This window comes from Streptomyces sp. AMJ-169, assembly GCF_055597585.1.
On record NZ_JBVLTJ010000009.1, the window covers coordinates 141,078 to 166,510 of the forward strand.

General features: G+C 72.5%; 22 protein-coding genes. 9 read left to right on the plus strand and 13 right to left on the minus strand.

The window, feature by feature from the left end; translation table 11 throughout:
• Window positions 1–44: 44 nt before the first annotated feature.
• From ACYUD3_RS22950 to ACYUD3_RS22960, 3 genes are all read right to left on the minus strand, one after another.
• A complete protein-coding gene (locus tag ACYUD3_RS22950; protein ID WP_470972774.1) occupies window positions 45–1,070 on the minus strand; it encodes a 6-phosphofructokinase in 1,026 nt (341 codons plus the stop codon).
• A gap of 218 nt (window positions 1,071–1,288) precedes the next feature.
• The gene (locus ACYUD3_RS22955; protein WP_470972776.1) at window positions 1,289–2,017 is read right to left on the minus strand and encodes a type 1 glutamine amidotransferase; all 729 of its coding nucleotides are present in this window, start codon (window positions 2,015–2,017) and stop codon (window positions 1,289–1,291) included.
• Between the two features lie 14 nt (window positions 2,018–2,031).
• Entirely contained in the window at window positions 2,032–3,270 is a 1,239-nt protein-coding gene (locus tag ACYUD3_RS22960; protein WP_470972778.1) for a DUF1727 domain-containing protein, read from the minus strand.
• A 156-nt stretch (window positions 3,271–3,426) separates the two neighbouring features.
• Between ACYUD3_RS22960 and def the strand changes: the two genes are divergently transcribed.
• Window positions 3,427–3,972, plus strand: coding sequence for a peptide deformylase (gene def, locus ACYUD3_RS22965; RefSeq protein ID WP_470972780.1), 546 nt, complete (start codon window positions 3,427–3,429; stop codon window positions 3,970–3,972).
• On the opposite strand, the gene ACYUD3_RS22970 is transcribed toward def, so the two are convergent.
• The gene (locus ACYUD3_RS22970; RefSeq protein WP_470972782.1) at window positions 3,969–4,610 is read right to left on the minus strand and encodes a TetR/AcrR family transcriptional regulator; all 642 of its coding nucleotides are present in this window, start codon (window positions 4,608–4,610) and stop codon (window positions 3,969–3,971) included. The two genes, def and ACYUD3_RS22970, sit on opposite strands and share 4 nt — an antisense overlap.
• 173 nt (window positions 4,611–4,783) lie before the next feature.
• Between ACYUD3_RS22970 and ACYUD3_RS22975 the strand changes: the two genes are divergently transcribed.
• Window positions 4,784–6,007 carry an acyl-CoA dehydrogenase family protein gene (locus tag ACYUD3_RS22975; RefSeq protein ID WP_470972784.1) on the plus strand — a complete coding sequence of 408 codons (1,224 nt, stop codon included), beginning with the start codon at window positions 4,784–4,786 and terminating at the stop codon, window positions 6,005–6,007.
• Here the strand turns inward: ACYUD3_RS22975 and ACYUD3_RS22980 are convergent.
• The 7 genes from ACYUD3_RS22980 to ACYUD3_RS23010 form a co-directional block, all read right to left on the minus strand.
• Window positions 6,004–6,525, minus strand: coding sequence for a cupin domain-containing protein (locus ACYUD3_RS22980; protein ID WP_470972786.1), 522 nt, complete (start codon window positions 6,523–6,525; stop codon window positions 6,004–6,006). The two genes, ACYUD3_RS22975 and ACYUD3_RS22980, sit on opposite strands and share 4 nt — an antisense overlap.
• A complete protein-coding gene (locus ACYUD3_RS22985) occupies window positions 6,522–7,727 on the minus strand; it encodes a cytochrome P450 (protein ID WP_470972788.1) in 1,206 nt (401 codons plus the stop codon). The genes ACYUD3_RS22980 and ACYUD3_RS22985 overlap by 4 nt, the downstream gene beginning before the upstream one ends.
• Window positions 7,724–8,776 (minus strand): type III polyketide synthase, encoded by a 1,053-nt coding sequence (locus tag ACYUD3_RS22990; protein WP_470973238.1) that lies wholly within the window; start codon window positions 8,774–8,776, stop codon window positions 7,724–7,726. The genes ACYUD3_RS22985 and ACYUD3_RS22990 overlap by 4 nt, the downstream gene beginning before the upstream one ends.
• Window positions 8,777–8,896: 120 nt before the next feature.
• On the minus strand, window positions 8,897–9,133 hold the full coding sequence (locus ACYUD3_RS22995; RefSeq protein ID WP_470972790.1) for a DUF6213 family protein: 237 nt from the start codon (window positions 9,131–9,133) through the stop codon (window positions 8,897–8,899).
• Between the two features lie 24 nt (window positions 9,134–9,157).
• Complete coding sequence (locus ACYUD3_RS23000; RefSeq protein WP_470972792.1) at window positions 9,158–10,543, minus strand: NADP-dependent succinic semialdehyde dehydrogenase; 1,386 nt, start codon at window positions 10,541–10,543, stop codon at window positions 9,158–9,160.
• A 62-nt stretch (window positions 10,544–10,605) separates the two neighbouring features.
• On the minus strand, window positions 10,606–11,064 hold the full coding sequence (locus ACYUD3_RS23005; protein ID WP_470972794.1) for an NUDIX hydrolase: 459 nt from the start codon (window positions 11,062–11,064) through the stop codon (window positions 10,606–10,608).
• The gene (locus ACYUD3_RS23010; protein WP_470972796.1) at window positions 11,061–12,590 is read right to left on the minus strand and encodes an ATP-dependent DNA ligase; all 1,530 of its coding nucleotides are present in this window, start codon (window positions 12,588–12,590) and stop codon (window positions 11,061–11,063) included. The genes ACYUD3_RS23005 and ACYUD3_RS23010 overlap by 4 nt, the downstream gene beginning before the upstream one ends.
• Before the next feature lie 98 nt (window positions 12,591–12,688).
• Here ACYUD3_RS23010 and ACYUD3_RS23015 point away from each other — a divergent pair, with 98 nt between their 5' ends.
• The 6 genes from ACYUD3_RS23015 to ACYUD3_RS23040 all read left to right on the plus strand — a co-directional run bounded on the left by ACYUD3_RS23015 (window position 12,689) and on the right by ACYUD3_RS23040 (window position 17,942).
• Entirely contained in the window at window positions 12,689–13,261 is a 573-nt protein-coding gene (locus ACYUD3_RS23015; RefSeq protein WP_470972798.1) for a helix-turn-helix domain-containing protein, read from the plus strand.
• A 95-nt stretch (window positions 13,262–13,356) separates the two neighbouring features.
• Window positions 13,357–14,316 (plus strand): NADPH:quinone oxidoreductase family protein, encoded by a 960-nt coding sequence (locus tag ACYUD3_RS23020; RefSeq protein WP_470972800.1) that lies wholly within the window; start codon window positions 13,357–13,359, stop codon window positions 14,314–14,316.
• Window positions 14,313–15,494 carry an acyl-CoA dehydrogenase family protein gene (locus ACYUD3_RS23025; protein WP_470972802.1) on the plus strand — a complete coding sequence of 394 codons (1,182 nt, stop codon included), beginning with the start codon at window positions 14,313–14,315 and terminating at the stop codon, window positions 15,492–15,494. The genes ACYUD3_RS23020 and ACYUD3_RS23025 overlap by 4 nt, the downstream gene beginning before the upstream one ends.
• Window positions 15,491–16,564, plus strand: a complete 1,074-nt coding sequence (locus tag ACYUD3_RS23030; RefSeq protein WP_470972804.1) for an acyl-CoA dehydrogenase family protein — start codon at window positions 15,491–15,493, stop codon at window positions 16,562–16,564. The genes ACYUD3_RS23025 and ACYUD3_RS23030 overlap by 4 nt, the downstream gene beginning before the upstream one ends.
• A gap of 179 nt (window positions 16,565–16,743) precedes the next feature.
• Complete coding sequence (locus ACYUD3_RS23035; protein ID WP_470972806.1) at window positions 16,744–17,628, plus strand: phosphatidylinositol-specific phospholipase C/glycerophosphodiester phosphodiesterase family protein; 885 nt, start codon at window positions 16,744–16,746, stop codon at window positions 17,626–17,628.
• 119 nt (window positions 17,629–17,747) lie between these two features.
• Window positions 17,748–17,942 (plus strand): hypothetical protein, encoded by a 195-nt coding sequence (locus tag ACYUD3_RS23040; protein WP_470972808.1) that lies wholly within the window; start codon window positions 17,748–17,750, stop codon window positions 17,940–17,942.
• 14 nt (window positions 17,943–17,956) lie between these two features.
• On the opposite strand, the gene ACYUD3_RS23045 is transcribed toward ACYUD3_RS23040, so the two are convergent.
• Window positions 17,957–19,174, minus strand: coding sequence for a phosphodiester glycosidase family protein (locus tag ACYUD3_RS23045; RefSeq protein ID WP_470972810.1), 1,218 nt, complete (start codon window positions 19,172–19,174; stop codon window positions 17,957–17,959).
• Between the two features lie 187 nt (window positions 19,175–19,361).
• The gene (locus ACYUD3_RS23050; protein ID WP_470972812.1) at window positions 19,362–22,259 is read right to left on the minus strand and encodes an AfsR/SARP family transcriptional regulator; all 2,898 of its coding nucleotides are present in this window, start codon (window positions 22,257–22,259) and stop codon (window positions 19,362–19,364) included.
• Between the two features lie 369 nt (window positions 22,260–22,628).
• Here ACYUD3_RS23050 and ACYUD3_RS23055 point away from each other — a divergent pair, with 369 nt between their 5' ends.
• A complete protein-coding gene (locus ACYUD3_RS23055) occupies window positions 22,629–25,388 on the plus strand; it encodes a LuxR C-terminal-related transcriptional regulator (RefSeq protein ID WP_470972814.1) in 2,760 nt (919 codons plus the stop codon).
• The last annotated feature ends 45 nt before the right edge of the window (window positions 25,389–25,433 follow it).

The window sequence follows — 25,433 nt, forward strand, 5'->3', positions numbered from 1 at the left end:
GACCCCCCGCACCGGGTCCTGAAGCGGGGTCCTGAAGAGGGTTTCTAAAGCACGCACTCCGCCTCGTCGTACCGCTCCTGCGGCACCGTCTTCAGCGTCTCCACCGCCTCCGCGAGGGACACCATGACGATGTCCGTGCCGCGCAGCGCGGTCATCTTCCCGAACTCGCCCCGGTGCACGGCCTCGACGGCGTGCCAGCCGAAGCGGGTGGCGAGGACGCGGTCGTACGCGGTCGGGGTGCCGCCGCGCTGGACGTGCCCGAGGATGACCGGCCGGGCCTCCTTGCCGAGCCGGCTCTCCAGCTCGACCGACAGCTGCCGGGCGATCCCGGCGAACCGCTCGTGCCCGTACACGTCGGTGCCGCCCTCGTCGAACTCCATGGTCCCGGCGGCCGGCTTGGCCCCCTCCGCCGCCACCACGATCGCGAACCGCTTGCCCGCCGCGAACCGCTCCCCGACCCGCCGGGTCAGCTCGTCGATGTCGAAGGGCCGCTCCGGCACGACCACGGCGTGCGCGCCGGCCGCCATCCCGGAGTGCAGCGCTATCCAGCCGGTGTGCCGCCCCATGACCTCGACGACGAGCACCCGCTGGTGCGACTCGGCGGTCGTCTTCAGCCGGTCCAGCGCCTCGGTCGCGACGCCGACGGCCGTGTCGAAACCGAAGGTGACGTCGGTGACGGCGATGTCGTTGTCGATGGTCTTCGGCACGCCGACGACGGGCAGCCCCGCGTCGGACATGAGCCGCGCGGCCTTGAGGGTGCCCTCACCGCCGATCGGGATGATCGCGTCGAGCCCCAGCTCGGCCACGTGCCCCTTCGCCCGCTCCACCCCGTCGCGCAGATGCGAGGGCTGGACGCGGGAGGAGCCGAGGATGGTGCCGCCGCGCGCCAGGATGCCGGCCACGGCGTCGAGGTCGAGCTTGAGGTAGTCGCACTCCAGGAGGCCCTTCCAGCCGTCCCGGAAACCGATGACCTCGTCGCCGTGGTCGACGACGGCGCGGTGCACGACGGACCGGATGACGGCGTTCAGGCCGGGGCAGTCGCCGCCGGACGTGAGGACACCAATGCGCATAGCCCCCAACAACCTTCTTCGAGTGGGCCGGTGACCGGACCCCCTCGTCCGGTACGTTTCGCGGCCCACCCTAACGGCAGCGGGGGTCCGTCCCGAACCCCGCGTCCGCCTGCTGGACGCCCCCGCTCACCTGCGCGGATGTACCTACAGACGGGCTGCTGACGCCGGTCTGAAAATCGGCGGAAACCCCGCGACCCGGACCGGCCGCGGGGCCGGCCTCACGCGGGCTGCTGAGCCGCCGCGATCCGCTCGCCCCGCAACGCCTCGTACCACCGGTCGTCGCACGGCGGCAGCGCGTTCACGTCCAGCGCCAGCTTCAGCAGCAGGTCGGCGATGAGCGGATTGCGGGCCAGGACCGGGCCGTGCATGTAGGTGCCGAAGACGGTGTCGTTGTACGCGCCCTCCGTGCCGTCGCCCGTGCCGTTGCCGTTGCCCATCTGGACGCGGGCGAAGGGGCGGGCCGTCGGGCCGAGGTGGGTGACGCCCTGGTGGTTCTCGAAGCCCGTCAGCGGGGGCATCCCCAGCCGCGGGTCGATGTCCGCGAGCACGTCGCCGACGCAGCGCTCGCCCTCGCCGCGCACGGTCGTCACGTCGAGCAGGCCGAGGCCCGGCTCGCGCTGGCCGAGGTCGTTGACGAACTCGTGGCCCAGGATCTGGTACCCGGCGCACACGGCGAACACGATCGCCCCGTTGTTCACCGCCTGGTACAGATGCCCGTCCCGGCGCAGCCGCTCCGCCGCCAGCCGCTGCGGGCGGTCCTCGCCGCCGCCGATGAGGTAGATGTCACCGGAGGTCGGGATCGGCTGGTCGCTGCGCACGTCGAGACGGGCCACGTCGAGCCCGCGCTGGCGCGCCCGGCGCTCCACGACCAGCACATTGCCCTGGTCGCCGTAGGTGCTGAGCAGGTCGGGGTAGACCCAGACGACCCGCAGTTGGTTGTCGCTCACGAAAGTCCCCTGTGTCAGTTGCCGACGCGGCGGCGCAGGTCCTGGAAGGCGGTGTAGTTGGCGATGACCTCGATCCGTCCTGGCGGGCACGCCTGCACCGCCTGGTCGGCCGTGTCGAACACCTGGAAGTGCTGGTTCGCGACCTCCAGGCGGACCGCCAGGTCGAGCTTGCGGTCGCCGATGACACAGATCGGGTGCCCGGTCAGCCGCGTGTAGTCGACGTCCCACAGCCAGGAGGTGTCGGTGCCGTCGGCGCCCCGCGCGTTCACGGAGAGGATCACCGGCGCCGGCGCGGGGTCGATCAGGCTGAACGTCTCCAGCCAGCCCGCCGGGTTCTTCGCCAGCAGCAGCCGCAGATCACGCCCGAGGAACTGCACGACGTCATAGCGCCCGGCGACCGCCTGCACCTGGTACATCCGCTCCAGCGCGACCTGCGGCGGCACCCCGAACACGGCGGCGACGGCCGTCGAGGAGGCGGCGTTGGCCTTGTTGGCGCGCCCCGGCAGCTGGAGGTGGATCGGCCAGGCCGAGCCGTGCGGATCGAGGACGTGGTCCCCGGAGAGCGCCCAACTGGGCTGCGGGCGGCGGAAACCGCAGTCCCCGCAGTACCAGTCGTCGCCGGGCCACTGGAGCACACCGCCGCACGACGGGCACGACCAGGCGTCGTCCTTCCACATCTGCCCGGCGGCCACCCACACCACGTTCGGCGAGGACGACGCCGCCCACACCACCAGCGGGTCGTCGGCGTTGGCCACGATCACGGCCTTCGAACCGGACAGCCCCTCACGCCAGGCCTCCGCCATCATCCGGGTCTCGGCGGCCCGGTCGAGCTGGTCGCGCGAGAGGTTCAGCAGCGCGATGCACTTCGGGTCGGTGTCGCGGGCGACCCCGGCGAGGTACTTCTCGTCCACCTCGATCACGCCGTACCGGGAGTCAGAGCCGCCCGCCAGCGCCGAGGTGATGCCGGCCGGCATGTTCGCGCCGAGCGCGTTGGAGACGACCGGGCCCGCCGCGCGCAGCGCCTCCGCGATCAGCCGGGTGGTCGTGGTCTTGCCGTTGGTGGCCGACACCAGGACGACGTCCAGGTTCTGGGCGAGCCGGGCGAGCAGGTCGGGATCGAGTTTCAGGGCGACCTTGCCGCCGATCACCGAACCGCTTCCGCGTCCGGCGGCCCGGGATGCCGCGGCGACCGCCTTGCCGGCGGTCACGGCGATCTTGGCCCGCGGCGTGAGCGGGTCCGAGTTGCCTGCCATCAGTTCTCGATCCTCCTTGCGTACGCGCCGCGCCTCTGCCTGACGGCAACGTGGTGGGTGGCCAGCCTATCGAGATCCGTTGACACTCCCGAATCCCGGCACCGCCCCACGCCCGTTAGACATGCGCGTGTCACAAAGGACCGTACCCTTACCGCCATGCGACACCGCTCCATCCCGGGCACCCACGGGCGAGTCCGCCCGATCACTCCGTACGGCGCCGGGATCCTCCACACCCCCTGCCGGGAAGTAACCGACTTCACTCCGGACCTGTCCGCGTTGGTCGAGGACCTGTTCGCGACGATGTACGCGGCCCAGGGGGTGGGCCTGGCGGCGAACCAAGTCGGCGAGCCCTTGCGGCTGTTCGTGTACGACTGCCCCGACGACGAGGACGTCCAGCACCGGGGACACGTGGTGAACCCGGTGCTGGTGAGCGCGGGCGGCCTGGAACTGCGCGGCCCCGAGGGCTGCCTGTCCCTGCCGGGCCTGGAGGCGGGGACGGAGCGCTACGACGAGACGGTGATCGAGGGCCGGACGGCCCAGGGCGAGCCGGTCCGGATCGAGGGCACCGGCTTCTTCGCGCGGTGCCTCCAGCACGAGATGGACCACCTGGAGGGGACGACGTACGCGGAGCGGGTGGAGGGGAGGCGGCGCAGGAAGCTCATGCGGCAGGTGGAGAAGGCCTCCTGGTACCGGGGTGCTTAGAACCCCGGCCCCCCGACCCGGTCCCCCGCGGCCGCCAGCCGCCCCCACAGCAGATCCGCCAGGCACCGCACCAACTCGGCCCGCTCGCAAGGCCGTTCGCCCAGCCACCAGTCGCCGGCCGCGTGCATCATCCCGACGATCCCGTGCCCCCACACCCGGGCCACCCGCTGGGAGTTCGGCCCGAGGTCCAGCCGCTCCTCGATGACCTGCCCCAGCTCCTCACCCATCCGCTTCAGCAGCGGCAGGGAGTGCTTCCCGGTGTCGAACCCCTGGTCCTGGGACGCCCCTTCGGAGGGGTGCATCAGGAACCGGTACACCTGGGGGCGCGCCTCGATGGCGGCGAGGTAGGTGTCCAGGGTCTGCTCGACCCGCTCCCGCCGCTCGGCCGGTGCGTCGAGCGCGGCCCGCAGCGAGTCCAGCAGCGCGTCGGTGTGCCGCTTGGCGAGCGCCGCGTACAGCCCGCCCTTGTCCCCGAAGTGCCGGTAGAGGATCGGCTTGGTGATCCCCGCCTCCGCCGCGATCGCGTTCATCGACGCCTGCGGCCCGTCCCGGAGCACCACCCGGTCCGCGGCCTCCAGCAACTCGCGCCGACGGCGGTCAGCAGACCTCTGCTGCTCGGTCCGCTGTGTGGTGTCCATTCGCTGCTCCTGTGGTGATTCGGTCACGCCTGCGCAAAATAACACCTGCCACCCGTACGACCTCGAACGGGCTGCCGAGCAACGGTCGGGAGTTGACTTTTCCTACCGATCGGTAACAGACTCGAGTTACCCCGAGTAACACATGCATTGTGCACCACCGCGCTGGAGGAGTCATGGCCGAGTTCACCATGGAGCTGAACGACGAGCAGAAGGAGGTCCGCGACTGGCTCCACGGTTTCGCCGCCGACGTCATCCGGCCCGCCGCCGCGGAGTGGGACGAGCGCGAGGAGACCCCCTGGCCGGTGATCCAGGAGGCCGCCAAGGTCGGCATCTACTCCCTGGACTTCTACGCCCAGCAGTACTTCGACCCGACCGGCCTCGGCATCCCCATGGCGATGGAGGAGCTCTTCTGGGGCGACGCCGGCATCGCCCTGTCGATCGTCGGCACCGGCCTCGCCGCCGTCGGCGTCCTCGCCAACGGCACCGAGGAGCAGATCGGCACCTGGATACCCCAGATGTACGGCGACGCCACCGACGTCAAGGTCGCCGCCTTCTGCTCCTCCGAGCCCGACGCCGGCTCCGACGTCGCCTCCATGCGCACCCGCGCGGTGTACGACGAGGCCAAGGACGAGTGGGTGCTGAACGGCACCAAGACCTGGGCGACCAACGGCGGCATCGCCAACGTGCACGTGGTCGTGGCCGTCGTCGACCCCGACCTCGGCTCCAAGGGCCACGCCTCCTTCATCGTCCCGCCCGGCACCCAAGGGCTGTCCCAGGGGCAGAAGTTCAAGAAGCACGGCATCCGCGCGTCGCACACCGCCGAGGTCGTCCTCGACCACGTCCGCGTCCCCGGCTCCTGTCTGCTCGGCGGCAAGGAGAAGCTGGACCAGCGGCTCGCGCGGGCGCGGGAGAAGGCGAAGAGCGGGGAGCGCGTCAAGAACGCGGCGATGGCGACCTTCGAGGCGTCGCGGCCGGCGGTCGGCGCCATGGCCGTCGGCACCGCTCGCGCCGCCTACGAGGTCGCGCTCGAATACGCCATTACCCGCGAGCAGTTCGGGCGGCCGATCATCGACAACCAGGGCGTGGCCTTCCAGTTGGCGGAGATGCGGACGTCCATCGACGCCGCCCGCCTCCTGGTGTGGCGCGCCTCCTGGATGGCCGTCAACGGCAAGCCGTTCACCGCCGCCGAGGGCTCGATGTCGAAGCTGTTCGCGAGCGAGACGGCCAAGAAGGTGACGGGGCAGGCCATCCAGATCCTGGGCGGCAACGGCTACACCCGGGAGTACCCGGTGGAGCGCATGCACCGGGACGCCGCGATCTACACCATCTTCGAGGGCACGAGCGAGATCCAGAAACTGGTCATCGCCCGCACCCTCTCCGGAGTCCCCATCCGCTAGCGGTGCCGCAGCGGGGTCAGTTGCTCGATGTCGTACCGGGCCCGCAGCTTCTCGATCGCCTCATGGTCCGGCTGCCCCCCGCTCCCCAGGATCTCCAGCAGCTCCTCGAAGTACCGCTCGTGGTCCGGCGGCGGAGAGGCCTGGAAGAACATCTTGGCGGGGGAGTCCGTCGGGTTGGCGAAGGCGTGCGGGCAGCCCGGGGGGACGACGATGACCGTACCCGGCGTCGCCCGCACCACCCGGGTGCCCGAACCCGACTCCCAGCGCTGCCAGTTGTCGGGTGTCCTGATCCGCGGCTCGAAGGCGAGCACGTCCAGCTCGCCTTCGAGGACGTAGAACAACTCCTCGCTGCGGGTATGGACATGAGCGCCCACGTCGAACCCGGGCGGCACCTCCACCTCGAAGGTGGACGCCATCCGGGAGTGCTCGCCGGTCACCTTGAACGTCACCCGCTGGGCCGGGGTCTGGACCACCCGCCCGTGCCCGGGCGGCACCAGCAGCCCCTCGACCGCGCTCACCAGGTCACCGGAAGCGACTCGGGACCCCGGATCAACGCGCCCTTCTTGAACGGGACCTGATCGGCGGGCACCGCGAGCCGCAGCCCCGGCATCCGGTCCAGGACCGCATCCAGCAACAGCTCCTCCTCCAGCCGCGCGAGCATGTTCCCGGGACAGAAGTGCGGCCCGAACCCGAAGGCGACGTGCGGATTGGGCGTACGCGCGAAGTCGATGGTCTCGGGGTCGGGGAAGACCTCGGGGTCACGGTTGGCGGCGAGATAGGACACGTACACCGCGTCGCCCGCGCGGATGCGCACCCCCCGGATCATGACGTCCTCGGTCGCGATACGGGAGAGACCGACGGCGTTGCGGTGCGGGATGAACCGCAGCAACTCGTCGATGGCCTGCGGGCGCACGGCCGGCTCGGCGCGCAGATGCTCGACCAAGTCGGGCCGGGTGAGCAGGAGATGGAACATCTGGCCGCTGTTGTTGGTGACGGCCTCACCGCCGATCTGGAGGAGCACGGCGAGCCCGACGGCCTCCTCCAGCGTGACCTCCTCCCGGCCCACGGCCGCGCCCAGCAGCGAACAGACGTCCTCGCCCGAAGCGCCCTCCCGCAGCCCGACGAGATCCGCGAAGTAGGCGCCCATCTCGGCCTTCGCCTTCTCGCTGACCTCCTTGCCGTGCGAGGACGACAGGATGAGCTGCGTCCAGGTGTGCATGACGTGCCGGTCGACGGCCGGGACACCCATCAGCTCGCAGATGACGGCGATGGGGAACGGCATCAGCACCGACGCCGACAGATCCGCCGGCGGCCCCTCGGCCAGCACCTCGTCGACCAGCTCGTCCAGCATCGTCCGCGACCGCTCCCGCACCCGCTCGACCCCCTTCGAGGTGAACGCCGCCGCCACCGACCGCCGCAGCCGCGTGTGGTCCGGCGGATCGAGGAAGCCGACCGCGCCCCGGTCGGGGATGAAGTGCGGGGCGAGCCGGGTCACCGGACGGTCCATGACCGCCTCCCGGCTGAACCGCGGATCGCTGACCGCCATGCGTACGTCGTCCATGCGGGTCACCAGCCACGCCCAGCCCTCGCCGTTCGGCAGCTGGATACGGGTCACCGGACCCTCGGCCATCAACTCCCGCAGCACCGGGTCGAACTCCGTGCCCTGGAGATCGAGCGCGGGCCAGCGGTGCACGGCCTGGGTGAGCGTCTCCTCGGTCATGCGCGACTCCAGCGGCCCAAGGCCATCTCGGCGGTGATACCGGGTCCGAACCCGGCCAGCAGACCCCGTGCGCGGTCCGGCGCGCCGCCCTCGTCGAACATCCGGCGCAGCGCGTCCAGGACGACGGCGCTCGCGATGTTCCCGTACTCGGTGAGCGTGGCGCGGCTGAAGCGGAACGCGTGCGGGTCGACCTGGAGGAACTTGCTCAGGTCGTCCAGGATGCGCGGACCGCCCGCGTGCACGATGTAGAAGTCCAGGTCGGAGGCGTCCCAGCCGTGCGTCCCGGCCAGCTCCTGGAGCGCCGGGGCCAGCGGCTCCATCGTCGCCGGGACCCGCTTGTCGAGCAGGAAGTGGAAGCCGGTCGCCCGGACGTCGTACATGATCCACTCCTCGGTCTTCGGGATCAGGTACGAGCCGTTGCGCTCCAGCTTGATGCCCTCGCCGCCGCGGCCGCGGACGACCGCCGCCGCGATGCCGTCGCCGAACAGGCCGTTGGACAGCAGCGAGCCGATCGCGAGGTCGGTGGGCTGGTAGCACAGCGAGCAGAACTCGCAGGCCACGATGAGGGCGTTGGCCTCCGGGTAGGCCGTGCAGAAGTCGTGCGCCCGGTTGATCGCCGCGCCGCCCGCCGCGCAGCCCAGCTGGGCTATGGGTATCTGGCGGGTCGAGGGGTCGAACGCCATCTCGTTGATCAGCCACGCCGTCAGCGAGGGCATCATGAACCCCGTGCACGACACATAGAGGATGACATCGATGTCGGACGTCAGCAGCTCCGCGTCGTCCAGCGCCCGCTGCACCACCGCCGGCACCCGCGCCTTCGCCTCCGCGACGTAGACCTTGTTGCGCTGCTCGAACCCCGGGTGCTTCAGGGTCTCCTCGATCGGCTGGACGATGTGCCGCGTCTTCACGCCCGTGTTCTCGATCAGCCGCAGCGCCAGCGGCAGCTGGGGGTGGTCCGCGTGCCGCGAACGCGCCAGCTCCAGCGTCTCCTCCATCGTGATCACGTACTCCGGGACCGACACCGAGGGTCTGCACAATGTCGCCATCAGCCGCGCCTGCTTTCGCCGTACCGGGGGGATCGGGGGCCACCGGTCAGGGGTGGTCCACCCACGATCACCCGGAGGGGCGGGCGGGTCGCGCGGTATTACTCCGAATCGGGGACCCCGCCCCTAGGAAGACTGGCCGCTGCTGTGCGCGATGCACGCGACGTCGATCCGGTCCGCGAGCTTCGCCAGTTCGATCGTCAGCTCGGCCACCGTGTCCTCGTCCCACCCCGACTCCCCGGCCTCGACGAGATACAGCCACCGCCCGCCCAGCGTGCGCAGCAACTTGCTCACATCGCCCGCAGCGACCTGCAAGGCCCCGCGGTCGTCGACAATCAGCGGCAGGGTCACTTCGCGGTTCACCCCCCGATCGTAACCGCGTAACCCTCACGCACCGTGCCAAACGGTCACGATGTTGCAGAACTCCCGGATTCCGTGCCCGGACAGCTCACGCCCGTACCCGGACCGCTTGACCCCGCCGAACGGGAACGCGGGATGAGAGGCCGTCATGCCGTTGACGAACACCCCGCCGGCCTCCAGATCCCGCACGCACCGCTCGACGTCGGCCGGGTCCCGGGTCCAGACGTTCGAACTCAGCCCGAACGGCGAGTCGTTGGCGATCGCGACCGCCTCGTCGAGGTCCGCCGCCCGGTACACCACCGCCACCGGACCGAACGCCTCCTCCCGGTGGATGCGCAGATTCCGCCCGACCCCGGCGAGGACGGTCGGCGGGTAGTACCAGCCCGCCCCCTCCGGCCGCGCACCCCCGCACAGCACCCGCGCCCCGCCGCGGCGCGCGTCCTCGACCAGCTCCTCCAGATCCGCCCGCCCCTGAGCCGTCGCGAGCGGCCCGACCTCGGTCGCCGCGTCCAGCGGATCACCGACCTTCAGCGCGGCCATGCCCGCCACGAACCGCTCGGTGAAGTCGTCGTACACGTCGGCGTGGACGATGAACCGCTTCGCGGCGATGCAGGACTGGCCGTTGTTCTGGACGCGGGCGGTCACCGCCACCTCGGCCGCGCGGGAGACGTCGGCGGAGGGGAGGACCAGGTAGGGGTCGCTGCCGCCGAGTTCCAGGACCGTCTTCTTGACCATCGCGCCCGCTGTGGAGGCGACCGCGCGGCCCGCGGGCTCGCTGCCGGTGAGGGTGGCCGCCTTGACCCGGTCGTCGCGCAGGATCTCGTCCACCGCCTCCGAGCCGACCAGCAGCGTCTGGAAGCAGCCCTCGGGGAAGCCCGCCCGACGCAGCAGGTCCTCCAGGTACAGGGCGGTCCGCGGCACGTTCGACGCGTGTTTCAGGAGGCCGACGTTGCCCGCCATCAGCGCGGGCGCCGCGAACCGGATCACCTGCCACAGCGGGAAGTTCCACGGCATGACGGCGAGCACGGGACCCAGCGGCCGGTACCGCACGAGGACCCGCGAGGCCCCCGAGTCCCGGACGTCGGCCGCCGCCGGCACCTCGTCGCAGAGCAGCGCGGCGGCGTTCGCGGCGTACCAGCGCATCGCTTTCGCACACTTCGCAGCCTCGGCCCTGGCCTGGCCGATCGGCTTGCCCATCTCCAGCGTCATCACGCGCGCGATGTCGGACCGGTCGGCGTCCAGGAGGTCGGCGGCCCGGTTCATCAGCCGCGCGCGCTCCTCGAACGCCGTCGTCCGGTACGTCCGGAAGGCGTCCCCGGCGAGCCGGAGCCGGCGCTCCGTCTCCTCGCCGTCCATCGGCTCGTACGTCTTGAGTGTCTCGCCGTTCGCCGGGTTCACCGTCGCGATGGGCATGACCGACCTCCTGGAACGCTGTCTGTCCCCCGACCTTCGCGCGCCCGGCAGGGGCCCGCAATTCAGGGCGAGTGCTCCGCCAGCCGGTCGAGAAACGCGGACTGCGCGGCGACGACGACCCCGCGCGCCGCGCCGAGGCCGTACCAGGCGACCCGGTCCAGCTCGGGGAACTCCTGGGTGCGGCCCGACCTCGGCGGCCACTCCATCGTGAAGGTGCCGGGGACGACGGACTGCGGGTCCAGGTCCGCCTCCACCGCCCAGACGGTCACCACCTTGCCGCCCGCCTGCCGCACCTCCCCGAGCGCGACCGGCTCGCCCTCCGGCGGCTCCAGGCCCAGCTCCTCGCGGAACTCCCGGCGCGCCGCGTCCCAGGCGCTCTCGTCGGGCCCGTACTCGCCCTTGGGGACCGTCCAGGCGCCGGCGTCTTTGCGGGCGTAAAAGGGTCCGCCCATGTGTCCGAGGAGGACTTCGAGGCCGCTGCCGGTCCGCCGGAACAGCAGGATCCCGGCGCTCCGCCTCACGGGGACACCTCCGGGTGCGCGGCCAGCAGTGTCTGTACGGTGTCCGCGTCCTCGGGCCGCTTGTCCTCGCGGTACCGCACGACCCGCGCGAACCGCAGCGTGACGCCGGCCGGATAGCGCGAGGAGCGCTGGAGCCCGTCGTAGGCGATCTCGACGACGAGTTCGGGGCGTACGGTGACCCGCCGGCCGTCGTCGCTCGTCGCCAGGGCCTGGAGGCGTTCGGTCTGCCAGGCCAGCATCGCGTCGGTCATGCCTTTGAAGGTCTTGCCGAGCATGACGAAACCGTCCGGGGAGCGGGCGCCGAGGTGCAGGTTGGACAGCTTGCCGGTGCGCCGCCCGTGCCCCCACTCGGCGGCCAGCACCACGAGGTCGAGCGTGTGCACGGGCTTCACCTTCAGCCACGCGGCCCCTCTCCGCCCGGCGCTGTAGGGCGAGTCGAGCGCTTTCAGTACGACGCCCTCGTGGCCTCTCTCCAGGGCCCGCGCGAGGAACTGCCCGGCGGGTTCCGGGGTTTCGGCGACCGTGCGGCGCACCCGCAGCGGCTCGGGCACCAACTCGGCGAGCCTGGCGTGCCGTTCGGTGTAGGGGAGGTCGAGGAGGTCTTCGCCGTCGAGGGCGAGGGCGTCGAAGAAGACGGGGGTCACCGGGGTCGTCTCGGCGGCGCTCGCCACGTCCACGCGGGAGCCGACCCTTCCCGCCGTCTCCTGGAACGAGCGGGGGCGGCCGGTCGCCGGGTCGAGGGCGATGACCTCGCCGTCCAAGATGAAGCTCGTGCTGCTCAAGTCGCGGGCGATCGCGGTGAGTTCGGGGAGGCGGTCGGTGATGTCGTCCAAGGTGCGGGTGTAGACGCGGATCTTCTCGCCCGTGCGGTGGAGCTGGACGCGGATGCCGTCCAGCTTCTCCTCGACCGCGCAGGGGCCGAGTTTCGTGACCGCTTCGGTGACGTCGGCTGCCGTGTGCGCGAGCATCGGGAGGACCGGGCGGCCGACGGTGAGGCGGAAGCGGGCGAGGGCGGGCGGGCCTTCGGCGAGGAGGGCCTGGGCCACCGGCTGGAGGGCGCCGGCCAGCATGACCGCGCGGCGGACGGCGGCCGGGGGTGCGGCGGTGGCCTGGGCGAGGCCCTCCACGGCGAGCGCGTCCAGGGCGCCCTGGCGGACCTCGCCGGTGAGGAGGCCGTGCAGGAAGCGCTGTTCGTCCGCGGTGGCCTTGCCCATCAACTCGGCCAGGTGGCGGGCGCGTTCGGCTTGGGAGCCGGGGCCGGAGAGGGCGCCGAGGGCGGTGAGGCGGGTGTCGGTGTCGCGGACGGTGAGGGTGGGGGTCTGGGCCGGGGGTGTCTTCTGACTGAGGAGTTTCCAGCCGATGCCGAGTCTGCCTTGGGGGAGGCGGCCGGCGAGGTAGGGGATGACCAGGGGGACGTCGTCCGGCGCCGTCTCTTTGAACAGCTCCGCGAGCAGGGCGGTCTTCCGGGAGCGCGCCGAGGTGGCGGCGACCTCTCGGGAGACTTCGGCCAGGCGGGAGAGGAGCATGTCTGTCATGGTGCATCGGGGGTGGGGGTGGCACATCTCGGAGGGCCGGGGCGGCTTGCGCTGTTGACAAACCCCTTTGCCGAAACTGCAATGCCCCCATGACCACCGAGGACGTTCTCGCCGGCGTCGGCCCCCGGCTGCGCCGTATCCGCAAGGACCGTGGCGTCACGCTCGCCGCGCTCTCCGAGGCCACCGGGATCTCCGTCAGCACCCTCTCCCGGCTGGAGTCCGGTCTGCGCAAGCCCTCCCTCGAACTGCTGCTGCCCCTCGCGCAGGCGCATCAGGTGGCGCTGGACGAGCTGGTGGGGGCGCCGCCCGCCGGGGACCCCCGGGTGCGCGGGAAGCCGCTGACGCGGGGCGGGCGCACCTTCTGGCCGCTGACCCGGCAGGCGGGCGGGGTGCAGGCGTACAAGGCGGTCGAGCCGAAGCGGCAGGCAGAGCCGGACCCGCGCACCCATGAGGGGTACGAGTGGCTGTACGTGCTGTCGGGGCGGCTGCGGCTGGTGCTGGGCGAGCACGACGTGGTGCTCACCGCCGGGGAGGCGGCGGAGTTCGACACCCGGGTGCCGCACTGGTTCGGGTCGACGGGGGAGGGTCCGGTGGAGTTCCTGAGCCTGTTCGGTCCGCAGGGGGAGCGGATGCATGTGCGGGCGCGGCCGAAGAAGGCGTAGACCTTTTCCGCGTTCCCCGTGGTCACGGGTTCCCTCATATCAAGCGACCGCTTAGTATGCGGTCGAACCGACGACGCAGTCCGTGGAGGCTCCGCATGCAGGCATGGCAGGTGCACGAGAACGGTGAGCCGAGCGAGGTGATGCGGCTCGCCGAGGTCGAGCCGCCCACGCCCGGCGAGGGCCAGGTCCTGCTGAAGGTGCGCGCCGCGAACGTCAACTTCCCGGACGCCCTGCTGTGCCGGGGCCAGTACCAGGTCACCCCGCCGCTGCCCTTCACCCCGGGCGTCGAACTGTGCGGCGAGACCGAGGACGGCCGCCGGGTGATCGGCAACCCGGTGCTGCCGTACGGCGCCTTCGCCGAGTACGCGCTCGCGGACGAGCGGGCCCTGCTGCCCGCGCCCGACTCCCTGGACGACGCCGAGGCCGCCGCGCTGCACGTCGGCTACCAGACCGGCTGGTTCGCCCTGCACCGCCGGGCGCGGATCGAGGCCGGCGAGACGCTGCTGGTGCACGCCGCCGCCGGCGGGGTCGGCAGCGCGGCCGTCCAGCTCGGGAAGGCGGCCGGGGCCCGGGTCATCGGCGTCGTCGGCGGCGCCGACAAGGCCGCCGTGGCACGGGAGCTGGGCTGCGACGTCGTCGTCGACCGGCGCGCCGACGACGTCATCGCGGCCGTGAAGGAGGCGACCGGCGGGCGCGGTGTCGACGTCGTGTACGACCCCGTCGGCGGCGACGCCTACAAGCAGTCCACGAAGGTGATCGGCTTCGAGGGCCGGATCGTGGTCGTCGGGTTCGCCAGCGGGGCCATCCCGAGTCCGGCGCTCAACCACGCGCTGGTGAAGAACTACTCGATCCTGGGCCTGCACTGGGGCCTTTACAACACGCTGAGCCCGAAGCTGGTCCAGCACTGCCACGAGCAGCTCACCGAACTGGCCGCGCGGGGCGCCGTCAAGCCGCTGGTCAGCGAGCGTGTGCCGCTGTCCGGGGCCGCCGGCGCCGTGCAGAAGGTCGCGGACGGGGTCAGCGTCGGCCGGCTCGCCGTGGAGGTCGCCGTATGAGTGACGCAGCCGAACTCCGGCGGCGCACAGCCGAGTTGCTGGAGGCTCACCCGCCGGCGGCCACCGACCGGCTGGAGTTCCTGCGCGCCCGCTTCGACGCCGGGCTCGCGTGGGTCCACTACCCCGTCGGGCTCGGCGGGCTGGCCGCGCCGCGTTCCCTCCAGGCCGTCGTGGACGCCGAGCTGGAGGCCGCCGGCGCGCCCGACAACGACGCCCGCCGCAACGGCATCGGCCTCGGCATGGCCGCCCCGACCATCCTCAAGTACGGCACCGAGGAGCAGCACCGGCGTTTCCTGCGGCCGTTGTGGACCGGCGAGGAGGTCTGGTGCCAGCTCTTCAGCGAGCCCGGCGCCGGGTCCGACCTCGCCGCGCTCGGGACGCGGGCCGTGCGCGAGGGCGACGGGTGGGTCGTCAACGGGCAGAAGGTGTGGACGTCCGGCGCGCACAACGCCCGCTGGGCCATCCTCATCGCCCGCACCGACCCGGGCGTCCCCAAGCACGCCGGCATCACGTACTTCCTGTGCGACATGACGGACCCGGGCGTCGACGTCCGCCCGCTGCGCCAGATCACCGGCGAGGCCGAGTTCAACGAGGTCTTCCTGACCGACGTCCGCGTTCCCGACGCGCACCGGCTCGGGGAGGTCGGGGACGGGTGGCGGGTCGCGCAGACCACGCTCAACAACGAGCGGGTCGCCATCGGCGGGATGCGGCTGCCGCGCGAGGGCGGGATGATCGGCCCGGTTGCCAAGACCTGGCGCGAGCGGCCCGAACTGCGCACCCACGACCTGCACCAGCGGCTGCTGAAGTCGTGGGTCGAGGCCGAGGTCTCCCGGCTCACCGCCGAACGGCTGCGCCAGCAGCTCGTCGCCGGACAGCCCGGACCCGAGGGCGCCGGCATGAAGCTCGCGTTCGCCCGCCTCAACCAGGAGATCAGCGGCCTGGAGGTCGAACTCCTCGGCGAGGAGGGCCTGTTGTACGACGACTGGACCCTGCGCCGGCCCGAACTGGTCGACTTCACCGGGCGCGAGGCCGGGTACCGCTATCTGCGGGCCAAGGGCAACAGCATCGAGGGCGGGACCAGCGAGGTCCTGCTGAACATCGTCGCCGAACGCGTCCTGGGCCTGCCCGCCGAGCCGCGCACCGACAAGGACGTCCCCTGGAAGGACCTGGCCCGATGAGCGACCTGCTGTACTCGGAGGAGGAGGACGCGCTGCGGGCGGCCGTACGGGATCTGCTCGCCGACCACTGCGCCGCCCCCGGCGTCATCGCCCGCACCGAGTCCGCCACCCCGCACGACCCCGCCGCCTGGAAGGCCCTCACCGAGGGCATGGGCCTCGCGGGCCTGCTCATCCCCGAGTCCTACGGCGGCCAGGGCGCGAGCCACCGCGAAGTCGCCGTCGTCCTGGAGGAGTTGGGCCGCGCCGCCGCCCCCGTCCCCTATCTCTCCAGCGCGGTCGTCGCCACCGAGGCCCTCCTCGAGTGCGCCGACGCGGACCTGCTGACCCGCCTCGCCTCGGGCCGCACGGTCGCCGTCCTCGCGGTCGGCCTGCACCGCGCGCCCGGCACCGCCTACTCCGTCGTCCGGCTCGAAAGCGGGCGGCTGCACGGGCAGTTGACCGGGGTCGCGGACGCCGTGGCCGCCGATGTGCTGCTGGTGCCGGCCGAGGACGGCGGGCTGTACGCGGTCGAGGCGGCCGACGCCGAGGTCACCGCCCAGGTCTCGCTCGACCTCACCCGGCCGCTGGCCGCCGTCTCCTTCGCGGGCGCCCCCGGCCGCCGGGTCGGCGCGTCCGAACCGGCCGTGCGGCGCGCGCTGCGGTCCGCCGCCGGGCTGCTCGCCTCCGAGCAACTGGGCGTCGCCGACTGGGCGTTGACCGAGACCGTGCGCTATCTGAAGGAGCGCAAGCAGTTCAACCGGCCGGTCGGCGGCTTCCAGTCGGTCAAGCACCGGCTGGCGCAGCTGTGGCTGGAGGTCGTCAACCTGCGGGCGGCGGCACGCAACGCCGCCGACGCGCTGGCCACGGGCGAGGACGTGGAGATCGCGGTCGCGGTCGCCCAGGCGTACGCCGCCCCCGTCGCCGTCCGCGCCGCCGAGGAGGCCGTCCAGCTGCACGGCGGGATCGGGATGACCTGGGAGCACCCGGCGCATCTGTATCTCAAGCGGGCCAAGGCCGATTCGATCGCCTACGGGAGCGCCGGGGCACATCGGGGGGCGCTGGCCGCGCTGGTGGACCTCCAGGCGCCCTGAGCTTCGCCGAAGGGCAGGTGAAGCCCGTCCCATGCGGGGCGGGCTTTCGCATGCCACGAGTAAACGGGTGGCGGCGGTCCGGCCAACTCCTGCGCGGCGCCCTCCTCTTGGGCCGGGCGCGCCCCCATACTCGCGGAGGACCCCCACGTCCCCCCACGGCAGAGACAGGGAGCAGCCGCATGTCCCTCACCACCCGCCGCAGAGTCCTCGGCGCGTTCGGCGCCGCCCTCGCGGGCACCTTCGCCTTCCCCGGCGTCAGCGCGCTCGCGTCGGAGCGGGAAGAGCGAGAGGAACGAGCCGAACACCCGTCCGGGCGCCGCCCGTTGTGGCGCGCCCACGCCCACAACGACTACGAGCACCCGCGCCCTCTCTTCGACGCCCTCGACCACCGCTTCGGCAGCGTCGAGGCGGACATCTTCCTCGTCGGCGACCGGTTGCTGATCGGCCATGACGCGAGCGAACTCGATCCGACGCGCACGCTCGAATCCCTCTACCTGGAACCGCTCGCGGCCCGCGTGCGCGCCAACAGGGGCTCGGTGTACCGGGGTTGGCACCGCCCCGTGCAGCTCCTCATCGACATCAAGACCGAGGGCTCCTCGACCTACCGGGAGCTGGACCGCCATCTGCGGCGCTACCCCGGCCTGTTCACGACCTACGCGCACGGCCGCATCCGCAAGGGCGCCGTGACCGCCGTCATCTCCGGCGACCGGGCGGCGCGCGGCCCGCTGGAGGCGCAGTCCGTCCGCCAGGCCTTCTACGACGGCCGCCTCACCGACCTCGGCACCGCGGCCCCGGCCTCCCTGATCCCGCTGATCAGCGACAACTGGACGCTCAACTTCAGCTGGCTGGGCGCCGGGGAGTTCCCGGCGGCCGAGCGGGAGAAGCTGCGCCGGACCGTCGTACGGGCCCACGCGCGCGGGCAGCAGGTGCGGTTCTGGGCGACGCCGGACGCGGCCGGGCCCGAACGGGACGCGCTGTGGGGGGAGTTGTACGCCGCCGGGGTCGACTGGTTCAACACCGACGACCTCGCGGGGCTTGAGGCGTTCCTCGACGCCCAGGGGTAATCACCCGTTCGAGGGACAGGTCAGCCACCCGGCCCAGCCCTCCGCTACGTCACACTTGCGGCACTTGATGCACTTGGCGATGAACGCCGCGAAAGCGGACGTAGCGGAGGAGGCTGGCCTTGGCCCTTTCCATTTCCCTGGTCGTGCTGCTGCTGATCCTGGTGGCGGTCTTCCTGCACAACGGCGGGCTGAAGTTCTCCCACGCGCTGACCTGCCTGCTGCTCGGCTTCTTCCTGGCGGGGACGAGCATGGCGCCGACCATCCATCAGGGGCTCGCGGCCACGGCGAACCTCGTGGCGGGGATCAGACCCTGAGCGGGGCTAGTTGGTTAGCTGGGGAACACCCCGATCCCGTTCGCGACCGGACGTTCCTTCCCGTCCGACGGATGGTTGCGCACCACCGCGGCCGTCCCCGGCGGCTGGGTCACCAGCGTCGAGGACCCGCCCCCGTCCAGACTGAACCCGTCCACCGCCCCCAACTTCTTGAGCGCGTCGGCCAGTTCCCGGATGCTCAGCCCCTTGCGGTACGCGGGCGCCCCGTCCAGGACGAGGAGATAGATGTGCTGCCCCTGGTGGGAGATCCCAACGGCCGTACGCACGGCCGACGTTCGCGCGTCGAGTCCGGGCAGCGGGTTCCCCTCCGCCAGCACCGGGTAACCGCCCACGGCGAACCGGTACTTGACATGCTGCTCGGACGTCAGCGCGTAACTCACCTCCACCGACTCGCCCTTGACGAGCGCGCGCAGGTGCCGGGCGCCCGCCTCCCGGCCGACGAGGACGACGCTCCCGGCGGCGATCGCACCGCTGCCGGGGCGGGCCGCCACCGCGCTCACCTTCCCTTTGTGGACGGTCACTTCATACGTGTCGGTCGTGCACCTGGCCCCCCGGTCGGTGTCCGTGCCGCACACCGAGCGGGCGCGGGAGACTGAGCCCCAGCGGGGGGTGTAGACGCCGATCGAGTTCTCGTGCAGGGCGTACTGGTTGAGGCCGGTGACGGCGAGCCGCCCGGCCGGGGTGGCGGCCGACGCGGTGAGGGTGAGGCGGTCGATGCGGGCGCGGTCGTCGGTGCCGACGCCGACGACGTCCTCGGCCGTCGTACCCGGGGGCAGCGGCGGGCCGAAGCGCTGGCCGGCCGGGACCGCGGCCTTCAGGAACGCGCCGTCGGCGATCGCCGGGCCGTCGCTCGCGCCGGTCACGGGGACGCCCGGGTGCTGGCTCTCGCTGATGTCGAAGAAGTCGCCGTTCACGCCCGCGACGGCCTTGAACGCGGACGTCATCCTCGAGACGGTCTCGCGGGCGGCGACCTTCCCCGGGTGCAGGAGGCCGAGCCGTACGTGCCGGGCGGCCAGGTCGATGTTCAGGACGTGCGCGCGCGTGGTGCCGGCGGCGCCCTTGATGTCGTACTCCTTGTAGGTCACGCCGCGCGCGATCTCGGTCCATGGCGCGGCACTGGCCGGCGCCGCCGTGAGGGCGGCGCCGGCCAGGGTGCCGAGTGCGGTGAGGGTGATGGCGATGGATCTGACGGTGCGTTCGCTCGTACGTCTCATGAGCCCCCTGCCTCTGTGTCCCGGGCTCCGATGGTCGTACCGGGGAGGCGGCGGGGTCAGGGGATGCGGGGCCAACCCACGCGGACGAGTGAGAGAAAGACGGGTGTACGAGTGAGGCCGGGGGCCGCTTGGACCGGTTCGGTGTAACGGCGGACTTCGCCGATGCGGGCGGGGCGCGCGGCTCGGATCATGGGGAGGACTCCTGGTCGTCCAGGGTGTGCAGGCGGGCGCGGACCTCGTCGGCCTCGGGGCGGCCCAGGGCGTCGAGGGTGACCAGGGCGCGCCGCCACGCCGTACGGGCCTCGGCGAGCGCGCCGGTGGCGTACAGCGTCTCGGCGTAACGGGCCAGCGTGCCCGCCTCGTTGGGGGTGTCCTGGAGGGAGCGGAAGAGGGCGATGGCGTTCTGGTAGCAGGTGGTGGCCGTCCGGTCGTCGCCCAGGCCGTGGTAGGCGTGCCCCAGGGTGTTCCAAGTGGCCGCCTGCCAGCGGAGGTTGCCGAGTTCGCTGTGCAGGGTCAGGGCGTACCAGCACAGGGCGACGGCGCGGATGTGGTCGCCGAGGACGGTGTGGCACCAGCCGATCGCGGAGATGCTGCGCGCCGTGCCGTCCCGGTCCCCGGCGGCGCGGTGCAGGGCGAGGGCGCGCTGCGCGTGGTCGCGGGCCGCCTTGTTGTCGCCGCGCCGGTGGAAGGTGATGACGAGGAGGAGGGAGATCCCGGCCTGCGCGCACGTGTCGCCCAGCTCGCCGTGCAGTTCGTAGGCGCGGTCGATGTGGGTGAGCGCGTCGGGGTGGCCGAGCTGGGCGTAGGCGCCGCCCAGGCCCTCGTGCGCCCTCGCCCGCCCGGCCCGGTCCGCGCCGCGCTCGGCGGCGGCGAGCGCCGCGAGCTGGACGGCGACCTGGTCGTGCCAGTGGCCGGTGCGCTCGAAGTACGGATGCAGCAGCCAGGCCAGCTGCCAGGCGTGGGCGGCGTGGCCGGTCTCGGCGGCCAGCGCGACGACGGCCGTCAGCACTTTGCGCTCGGCCCGGTACCAGTCCATGGCCTGCGCGTGGTCGGCGGGCTCCTCCGGGACCACCCCCGCGCCGGCCGGGGCGGGGTCGACCGCCCGCTGGCGGGGGGCGATCAGGCGGGCGGCGGCCTGCGCGGAGTGCAGATAGTGGTCGAGCATCCGGCGCCGCGCGGCCTGCCGCTCCCCGGCGTCGAGGAGTTCGTCGGCGTAGGCGCGCAGCAGGTCGTGCAGGACGTAGCGGAACGGCTCGTGCTCGGTCAGCAGATGAGCCGTCGTCAACTCCCTGAGCAGCGGCCGGATCTCACGCACCGGTAGCCCTGCGAGGCTCGCGGCGGCCGGCTCCGACAGATCGGGCCCCGGGTGCAGCGCCAGCAGCCGGAACAGCCGCGCCGACGGCGAGGTCAGCACCCGGTACGACCACGAGAACACCGTCCGCGCGTCGCTGAACGCGTCGGCGTCCCGGAACCCTTCGAGGCTGCCGTGCGTGCGGCGCAGCACCGACGCGAGCGACGCGAGGCTGAACGTCGGGTGCGCGGCGGCCCGCGCGGACACCACGGCGAGCGCCAGCGGCAGCTTCGCGCACAGGGTGATGATCTCCTCCACGGCGTCCGGCTCCGCCGCGACCCGGCCGGCGCCGAGCCGCCGCGCGAGCGCCTCGCGGGCCTCGGCGGCGCTGAGCGGACCGAGGGCGAGCGGGTGCGCGCCGCTCGCCGCGATCAGGCCGCGCAGCTGGTCGCGGCTGGTGATGACGACGAGGCAGTCCGGGGCGCCCGGCAGCAGCGGGCGGACCTGTTCGGCGTCGCGCGCGTTGTCCAGGACGATCAGCATCCGCTTGTCCGCGACGAGGCTGCGGTACAGGGCGGCCTGGGCGTCGAGCCCGGTGGGGACGCGCTGCGGGGCGACCCCGAGGGCGTCGAGGAAGCCGCGGACGGCTTCGGCGGGGCTCATCGCGGCGTCCTCGGGGCCGAAGCCTCTTAAGTTCACGAAGAGTTGGCCGTCGGGGAAGCGGTGGGCGACTCGGTGCGCCCAGTGGACGGCGAGGGTGGTCTTGCCTACGCCGCCCATGCCGTTGATGGCGCTGATCACTACGGTGGAGGCGGAGTTGGTGCCGGGGGTGGGTAACAGGGCCAGGGCGTGGTGGAGTTCGGTGTGGCGGCCGGCGAAGGTGGGGAGGTCGGCGGGGAGTTGGGCGGGGGTTGGTTGTTTGGGGGTGGGTGCTGGGGCTGGGGTTTCGGGGTTCGTGGTGTTTCTGGTGTCCGGGCGTGGGGTGCCGGTGCTTGGGTGTGGCCGGTCGGCGCTCGGCCGTGGGGCGTCGGTGCTTGGGCGTGGGGTGTCCGCGCAGAGCACCGACGTGTCGTGGCGCAGCACCGCCAGCTGGATCTCGCGCAGGGCGGGCCCCGGTTCCAGGCCGAAGTCCTCGGCGAGGAGCCGGCGTACGGTCTCGTACCGCTGGAGCGCCTCCGCCGTGCGGCCCGACAGGTACAGCGTGCGGATCAGCAGGCTCCACGCCGTCTCGCGCAGGGGGTTGCCGCTGGTCAGCTCCTCCGCCGCGATGACGGCCTGTTCGAGTTCGCCGGAGCGGGCCATCGCCGTCGCGCGTATCTCCTGGGCGGCGAGGCGGACTTCGCCGAGCCGGGTGAGCTCCGCGAACGCGAACGCGCGGTCGTCGGCGTCGGTCAGCGGGGCGCCGCGCCACAGGGACAGCGCGGCCTCCGTCTCCTCACGGGCGCGCGCGGCCCGGCCCGTGTCGAGCAACTTCCGCGCCTCGCCCACGGCTTGCTCGAAACGGACGCTGTCCCTCGCCCCGGCGGGCAGGTGCAGCGCGTACCCGGCGGGGTCGCTCACCAGGACGCGGGAGCGCTCGCGCCCGCGCCGGTCCGGTTCGAGGGCGGCGCGCAGCCGGCTGATGTGCGCGTGCACCGAGGAGACCGCGCCGGCCGGCGGGCGGCCGTCCCACAGGTCCTCGCACAGCCGGCCCATCGCCACCGAACGGCCCTCCTCCAGCAGCAGCCGGATCATCAGCACCCGGCGCATCCGCGGACCGAGGTCGACGGCGGCCCCCGCCCGGGTGACCGTCAAGGGGCCGAGCAGCCCTATCGCGAACGGGGACCCTAGGTCTTTTCGGCCTGTTACAGCTTCGTTTTTCGCCATGAATGCTCAGCGCCTGAACCATTACGGTCCGGCGTCCCTCCGTTTCTCCCTTTCTTCGTGCGCGGGACCGGCGGCGCACAAAGCATGTTCACGCGGCCTTCATTGTCGACGGCTTTTCGGTGGGCCACTGCAAGAAGACAGCAAGACTTGACCAAGGGTTCCCGTGCAGCATACGAGGCGAGAGGTCGGTATGAAGTACCTTGCCGAAGAGGGTCCTTGATGATTGACGCTGAATCGCCCTTGTCTTCCTGTGACGCGTGCGGTAAATGGATTAAGGAGCCCGGAGCGGGCGGTGCGGTGGCCAGAAAAGCGTCTTCCCGATATTGCTCGAATGCCTGCCGGCAGCGCGCCTACCGGCGGCGGCTGAAAACCGACCCACTGAGCGCGGCGGCCCCGGCCGGACTGCCGTCCCCGCTGAACAGCTTCATCGGCCGCGCCGAGGCACTGGTGGAGCTGCGGCGCCTGACGCGTACGACGCGGCTGCTGACGCTGACCGGCCCGGCGGGGGTCGGCAAGACGCGGCTCGCGCTGGAGCTGGCGGGGGCGGAGCGGCGGGGTGGGCGGGGGGAGGTGCGGTTGGTGGAGTTGGGGGCGGTGCGGAGGGGGGAGGAGGTGTGGCGGTTGGTCGAGGGGGCGGTGTGTGGGGTGGTGGCCGGGGGTGTCGGAGAGGGGGTGGTGGCCAGGGGTGTCGTAGCGGGGGCGCGGCGTTCGGCCGGGGGCGGCGCTGGTGGGTTTCAAGTCGCCGACCGGTTGGGTGCAGCCGGTGGGTTTCAAATCGCGGACGGGCTTGCCGTCGCTGGTGGGTTTCAAATCGCGGACGGGCTTGCCGTCGCTGGTGGGTTTCAAGTCGCTGACAGGCTTGCCGCCGCTGGTGGGTTCCAAGTCGCCGGCCAGCCCCTCCTGTTGGTCCTCGACAACTGCGAACACCTCCTCGACGACTGCGGCCACCTCCTCAACTCCCTGCTCCCGCACCACCCTTACCTACGCGTACTGGCCACCAGCCGTGAACCCCTGCGGCTGCCCGGCGAGACGGTCTACTCCGTCCCCGGCCTCGCCCTCCCCGCCCCCGGCGCCGACGGCACGCTCACCGCACTCCTCGCCTCCGACGCCGTACGCCTCTTCGCCGACCGGGCACGGGCGGTGGCCAGCGATTTCGAGCTCACCGAGGAGAACGCCCCGCACGTCGCCGCGCTCTGCGCCGGACTCGACGGGCTGCCGCTCGCGCTGGAACTCGCGGCGGGCCTCGTCCGCGCCTTCCCGCCGGCCGCCGTGCACGCCCGGCTGGACGACCGGCTCTCCCTGCTGACCTGCGGCTGGCGCACCGCCGATCCGCGTCACCAGAGCCTGCGTTCGGCGGTCGAGTGGAGCTACGGCCTGCTCACGCCGGTGGAGCAGGTCATGCTGCGCGCACTCTCCGCGCTGCCCGGCGGGTTCGGCCCCGAAGCGGCAGCCGCGCTCGCCGCGACGAAGGGGGTGCCGCCCGGCGCGGTACCCGGCCTGCTCGCCGGCCTGGAAGCCAAGTCGCTCATCAACCCCTGTGCGGACAGGGGGAGTTCGGCACGGTTCCGGATGCTGGAGACGATCCGGGTGTACGGGCGGGAGCGGCTGCGGAGGGAGGGGGAGGAGGGGGCGGTCCGGGACCGGTACGTGGACTGGCTGAGCGGGGTGGCGGCGCCGCTGCGGGAGACGGTGCTGACGCCGGCGGGGGTGCGGGGGAGGCTGGTGGGGGAGCGGGAGAATTTGGTGTGGGTGTTGGAGGGGGGTGGTGTTGAGCGGCGGGGGGTCGGCGGTGGCGTGGGGTGGCCTGGTGCTGGTGCTGGTGTCGGTGTCGGTGTCGGCTCGGAACGGCCGCGGCCTGATAGTGCGCCGGAGCGGGCGCGGAGCGGTGCGGCGTCGGAACGGGCGCGGAGCGGCATCGGCCCTCAACTTCCGCTGCCCACCCCCGACTTGGCGCCCTCAGCGGCCGGCCCCGCGTACGCCGCTCGCGACCCGCGTCTGCTGCTCCTCGCCGCCGCGCTGGCCGTCGTCGACCTCGATCTCGGCCGACCGCTGGGCCGCGCCCGGGAGTTGCTGGCCGGCGTGCTGGCGCGGACCGACCCCCGGGCCGCCGACCGCAGCCTCGCACTGTGCGCCGCCGCGCGGCTCGCGGTGGACGCGGGCGAGCATGACGAGGCACTCCAACTCGCCGCCGAAGCAGTCGAGTTGGAGCGCGGCCGGACACACCGGAGCGATCCGCTCACCGGCCGCGCCCTGCTGGCGCTGAGCGCCGCGCGGGCACATCGCGGCGACCCGGGCTCGCGGGCCGACCTCCAGGAGTGCCTGGAGATCTGCGCCCGCGTCGGCGCGCCCGCCGAGACCGCGTACTGCCTGACCCTCCTCGCCTGGCAGGCCCTCCCGGCGGGCGACACGGCCGAGGCGGCGCGGCTGGTCGACGAGGCCCTGCCGATCCTGCGCGCACAGGCCGGCCCGTCCCCGCTGCGCCGCACCCTCGTCACCGCCGGTGTCCTCGCCCTCGAACGCGACGAACTGGCCGCCGCCGAGGCGCACTTCACCGAGGCCCTAGGCGCCGCCGACCACCCGGGCGCCGCCCGCCTGGCTCTGTGGGGGCTGGCCGTCGCCGCCGTCCGCGAGGGCCGCTTCGAACGCGGGCTACGGCTGTGCGCGACCGCCGAGACCCAAGGAGCCCCCGCCGCCTCGGCGTTGCCGCCATGGTTCCGGGCCCGAGTCGAGGAGGCTACCGACACGGCACGCCGGGCACTGCCCAAGGCCCGAGCCGAGGGAGCGCTCGTCGCGGGTCGGGAGCTGGCGCCGAAGGAGGCCGTGGACTACGCGGTGCACGGCCGAACGTCCCCTGGCGCGAGGGGAGTCGACCCACTCAGCCCACGCGAACGGGACGTGATCGCTTTGGTGACCGCGGGGTTGACGAACCGCCAGATAGCGGCCCGGCTGCATCTGTCGGTGCGGACGGTGGAGACGCATGTGCGCAACATCCGTACGACGCTGGGGCTGCGGTCGCGGACACATGTGGCTGCTTGGGCGGCGAGGCGGGTGGGGTGAGGAGCGGCAACCCTTCATGGCCGAGAAGCACCGGGCGAGCGATAT

Coding starts and splice junctions, on each gene's coding strand:
- ACYUD3_RS23010 (WP_470972796.1), bottom strand. CDS start 12,590: ATGCTCCTCTCCCGCCTGGCCGAAGTCTCCCGAGAGGTCGCCGCCACC.
- ACYUD3_RS23020 (WP_470972800.1), top strand. CDS start 13,357: ATGCAGGCATGGCAGGTGCACGAGAACGGTGAGCCGAGCGAGGTGATG.
- ACYUD3_RS22970 (WP_470972782.1), bottom strand. CDS start 4,610: ATGGACACCACACAGCGGACCGAGCAGCAGAGGTCTGCTGACCGCCGT.
- ACYUD3_RS22950 (WP_470972774.1), bottom strand. CDS start 1,070: ATGCGCATTGGTGTCCTCACGTCCGGCGGCGACTGCCCCGGCCTGAAC.
- ACYUD3_RS22985 (WP_470972788.1), bottom strand. CDS start 7,727: ATGACCGAGGAGACGCTCACCCAGGCCGTGCACCGCTGGCCCGCGCTC.
- ACYUD3_RS23025 (WP_470972802.1), top strand. CDS start 14,313: ATGAGTGACGCAGCCGAACTCCGGCGGCGCACAGCCGAGTTGCTGGAG.
- ACYUD3_RS23015 (WP_470972798.1), top strand. CDS start 12,689: ATGACCACCGAGGACGTTCTCGCCGGCGTCGGCCCCCGGCTGCGCCGT.
- def (WP_470972780.1), top strand. CDS start 3,427: ATGCGACACCGCTCCATCCCGGGCACCCACGGGCGAGTCCGCCCGATC.
- ACYUD3_RS23045 (WP_470972810.1), bottom strand. CDS start 19,174: ATGAGACGTACGAGCGAACGCACCGTCAGATCCATCGCCATCACCCTC.
- ACYUD3_RS22975 (WP_470972784.1), top strand. CDS start 4,784: ATGGCCGAGTTCACCATGGAGCTGAACGACGAGCAGAAGGAGGTCCGC.
- ACYUD3_RS23035 (WP_470972806.1), top strand. CDS start 16,744: ATGTCCCTCACCACCCGCCGCAGAGTCCTCGGCGCGTTCGGCGCCGCC.
- ACYUD3_RS23000 (WP_470972792.1), bottom strand. CDS start 10,543: ATGCCCATCGCGACGGTGAACCCGGCGAACGGCGAGACACTCAAGACG.
- ACYUD3_RS23030 (WP_470972804.1), top strand. CDS start 15,491: ATGAGCGACCTGCTGTACTCGGAGGAGGAGGACGCGCTGCGGGCGGCC.
- ACYUD3_RS22960 (WP_470972778.1), bottom strand. CDS start 3,270: ATGGCAGGCAACTCGGACCCGCTCACGCCGCGGGCCAAGATCGCCGTG.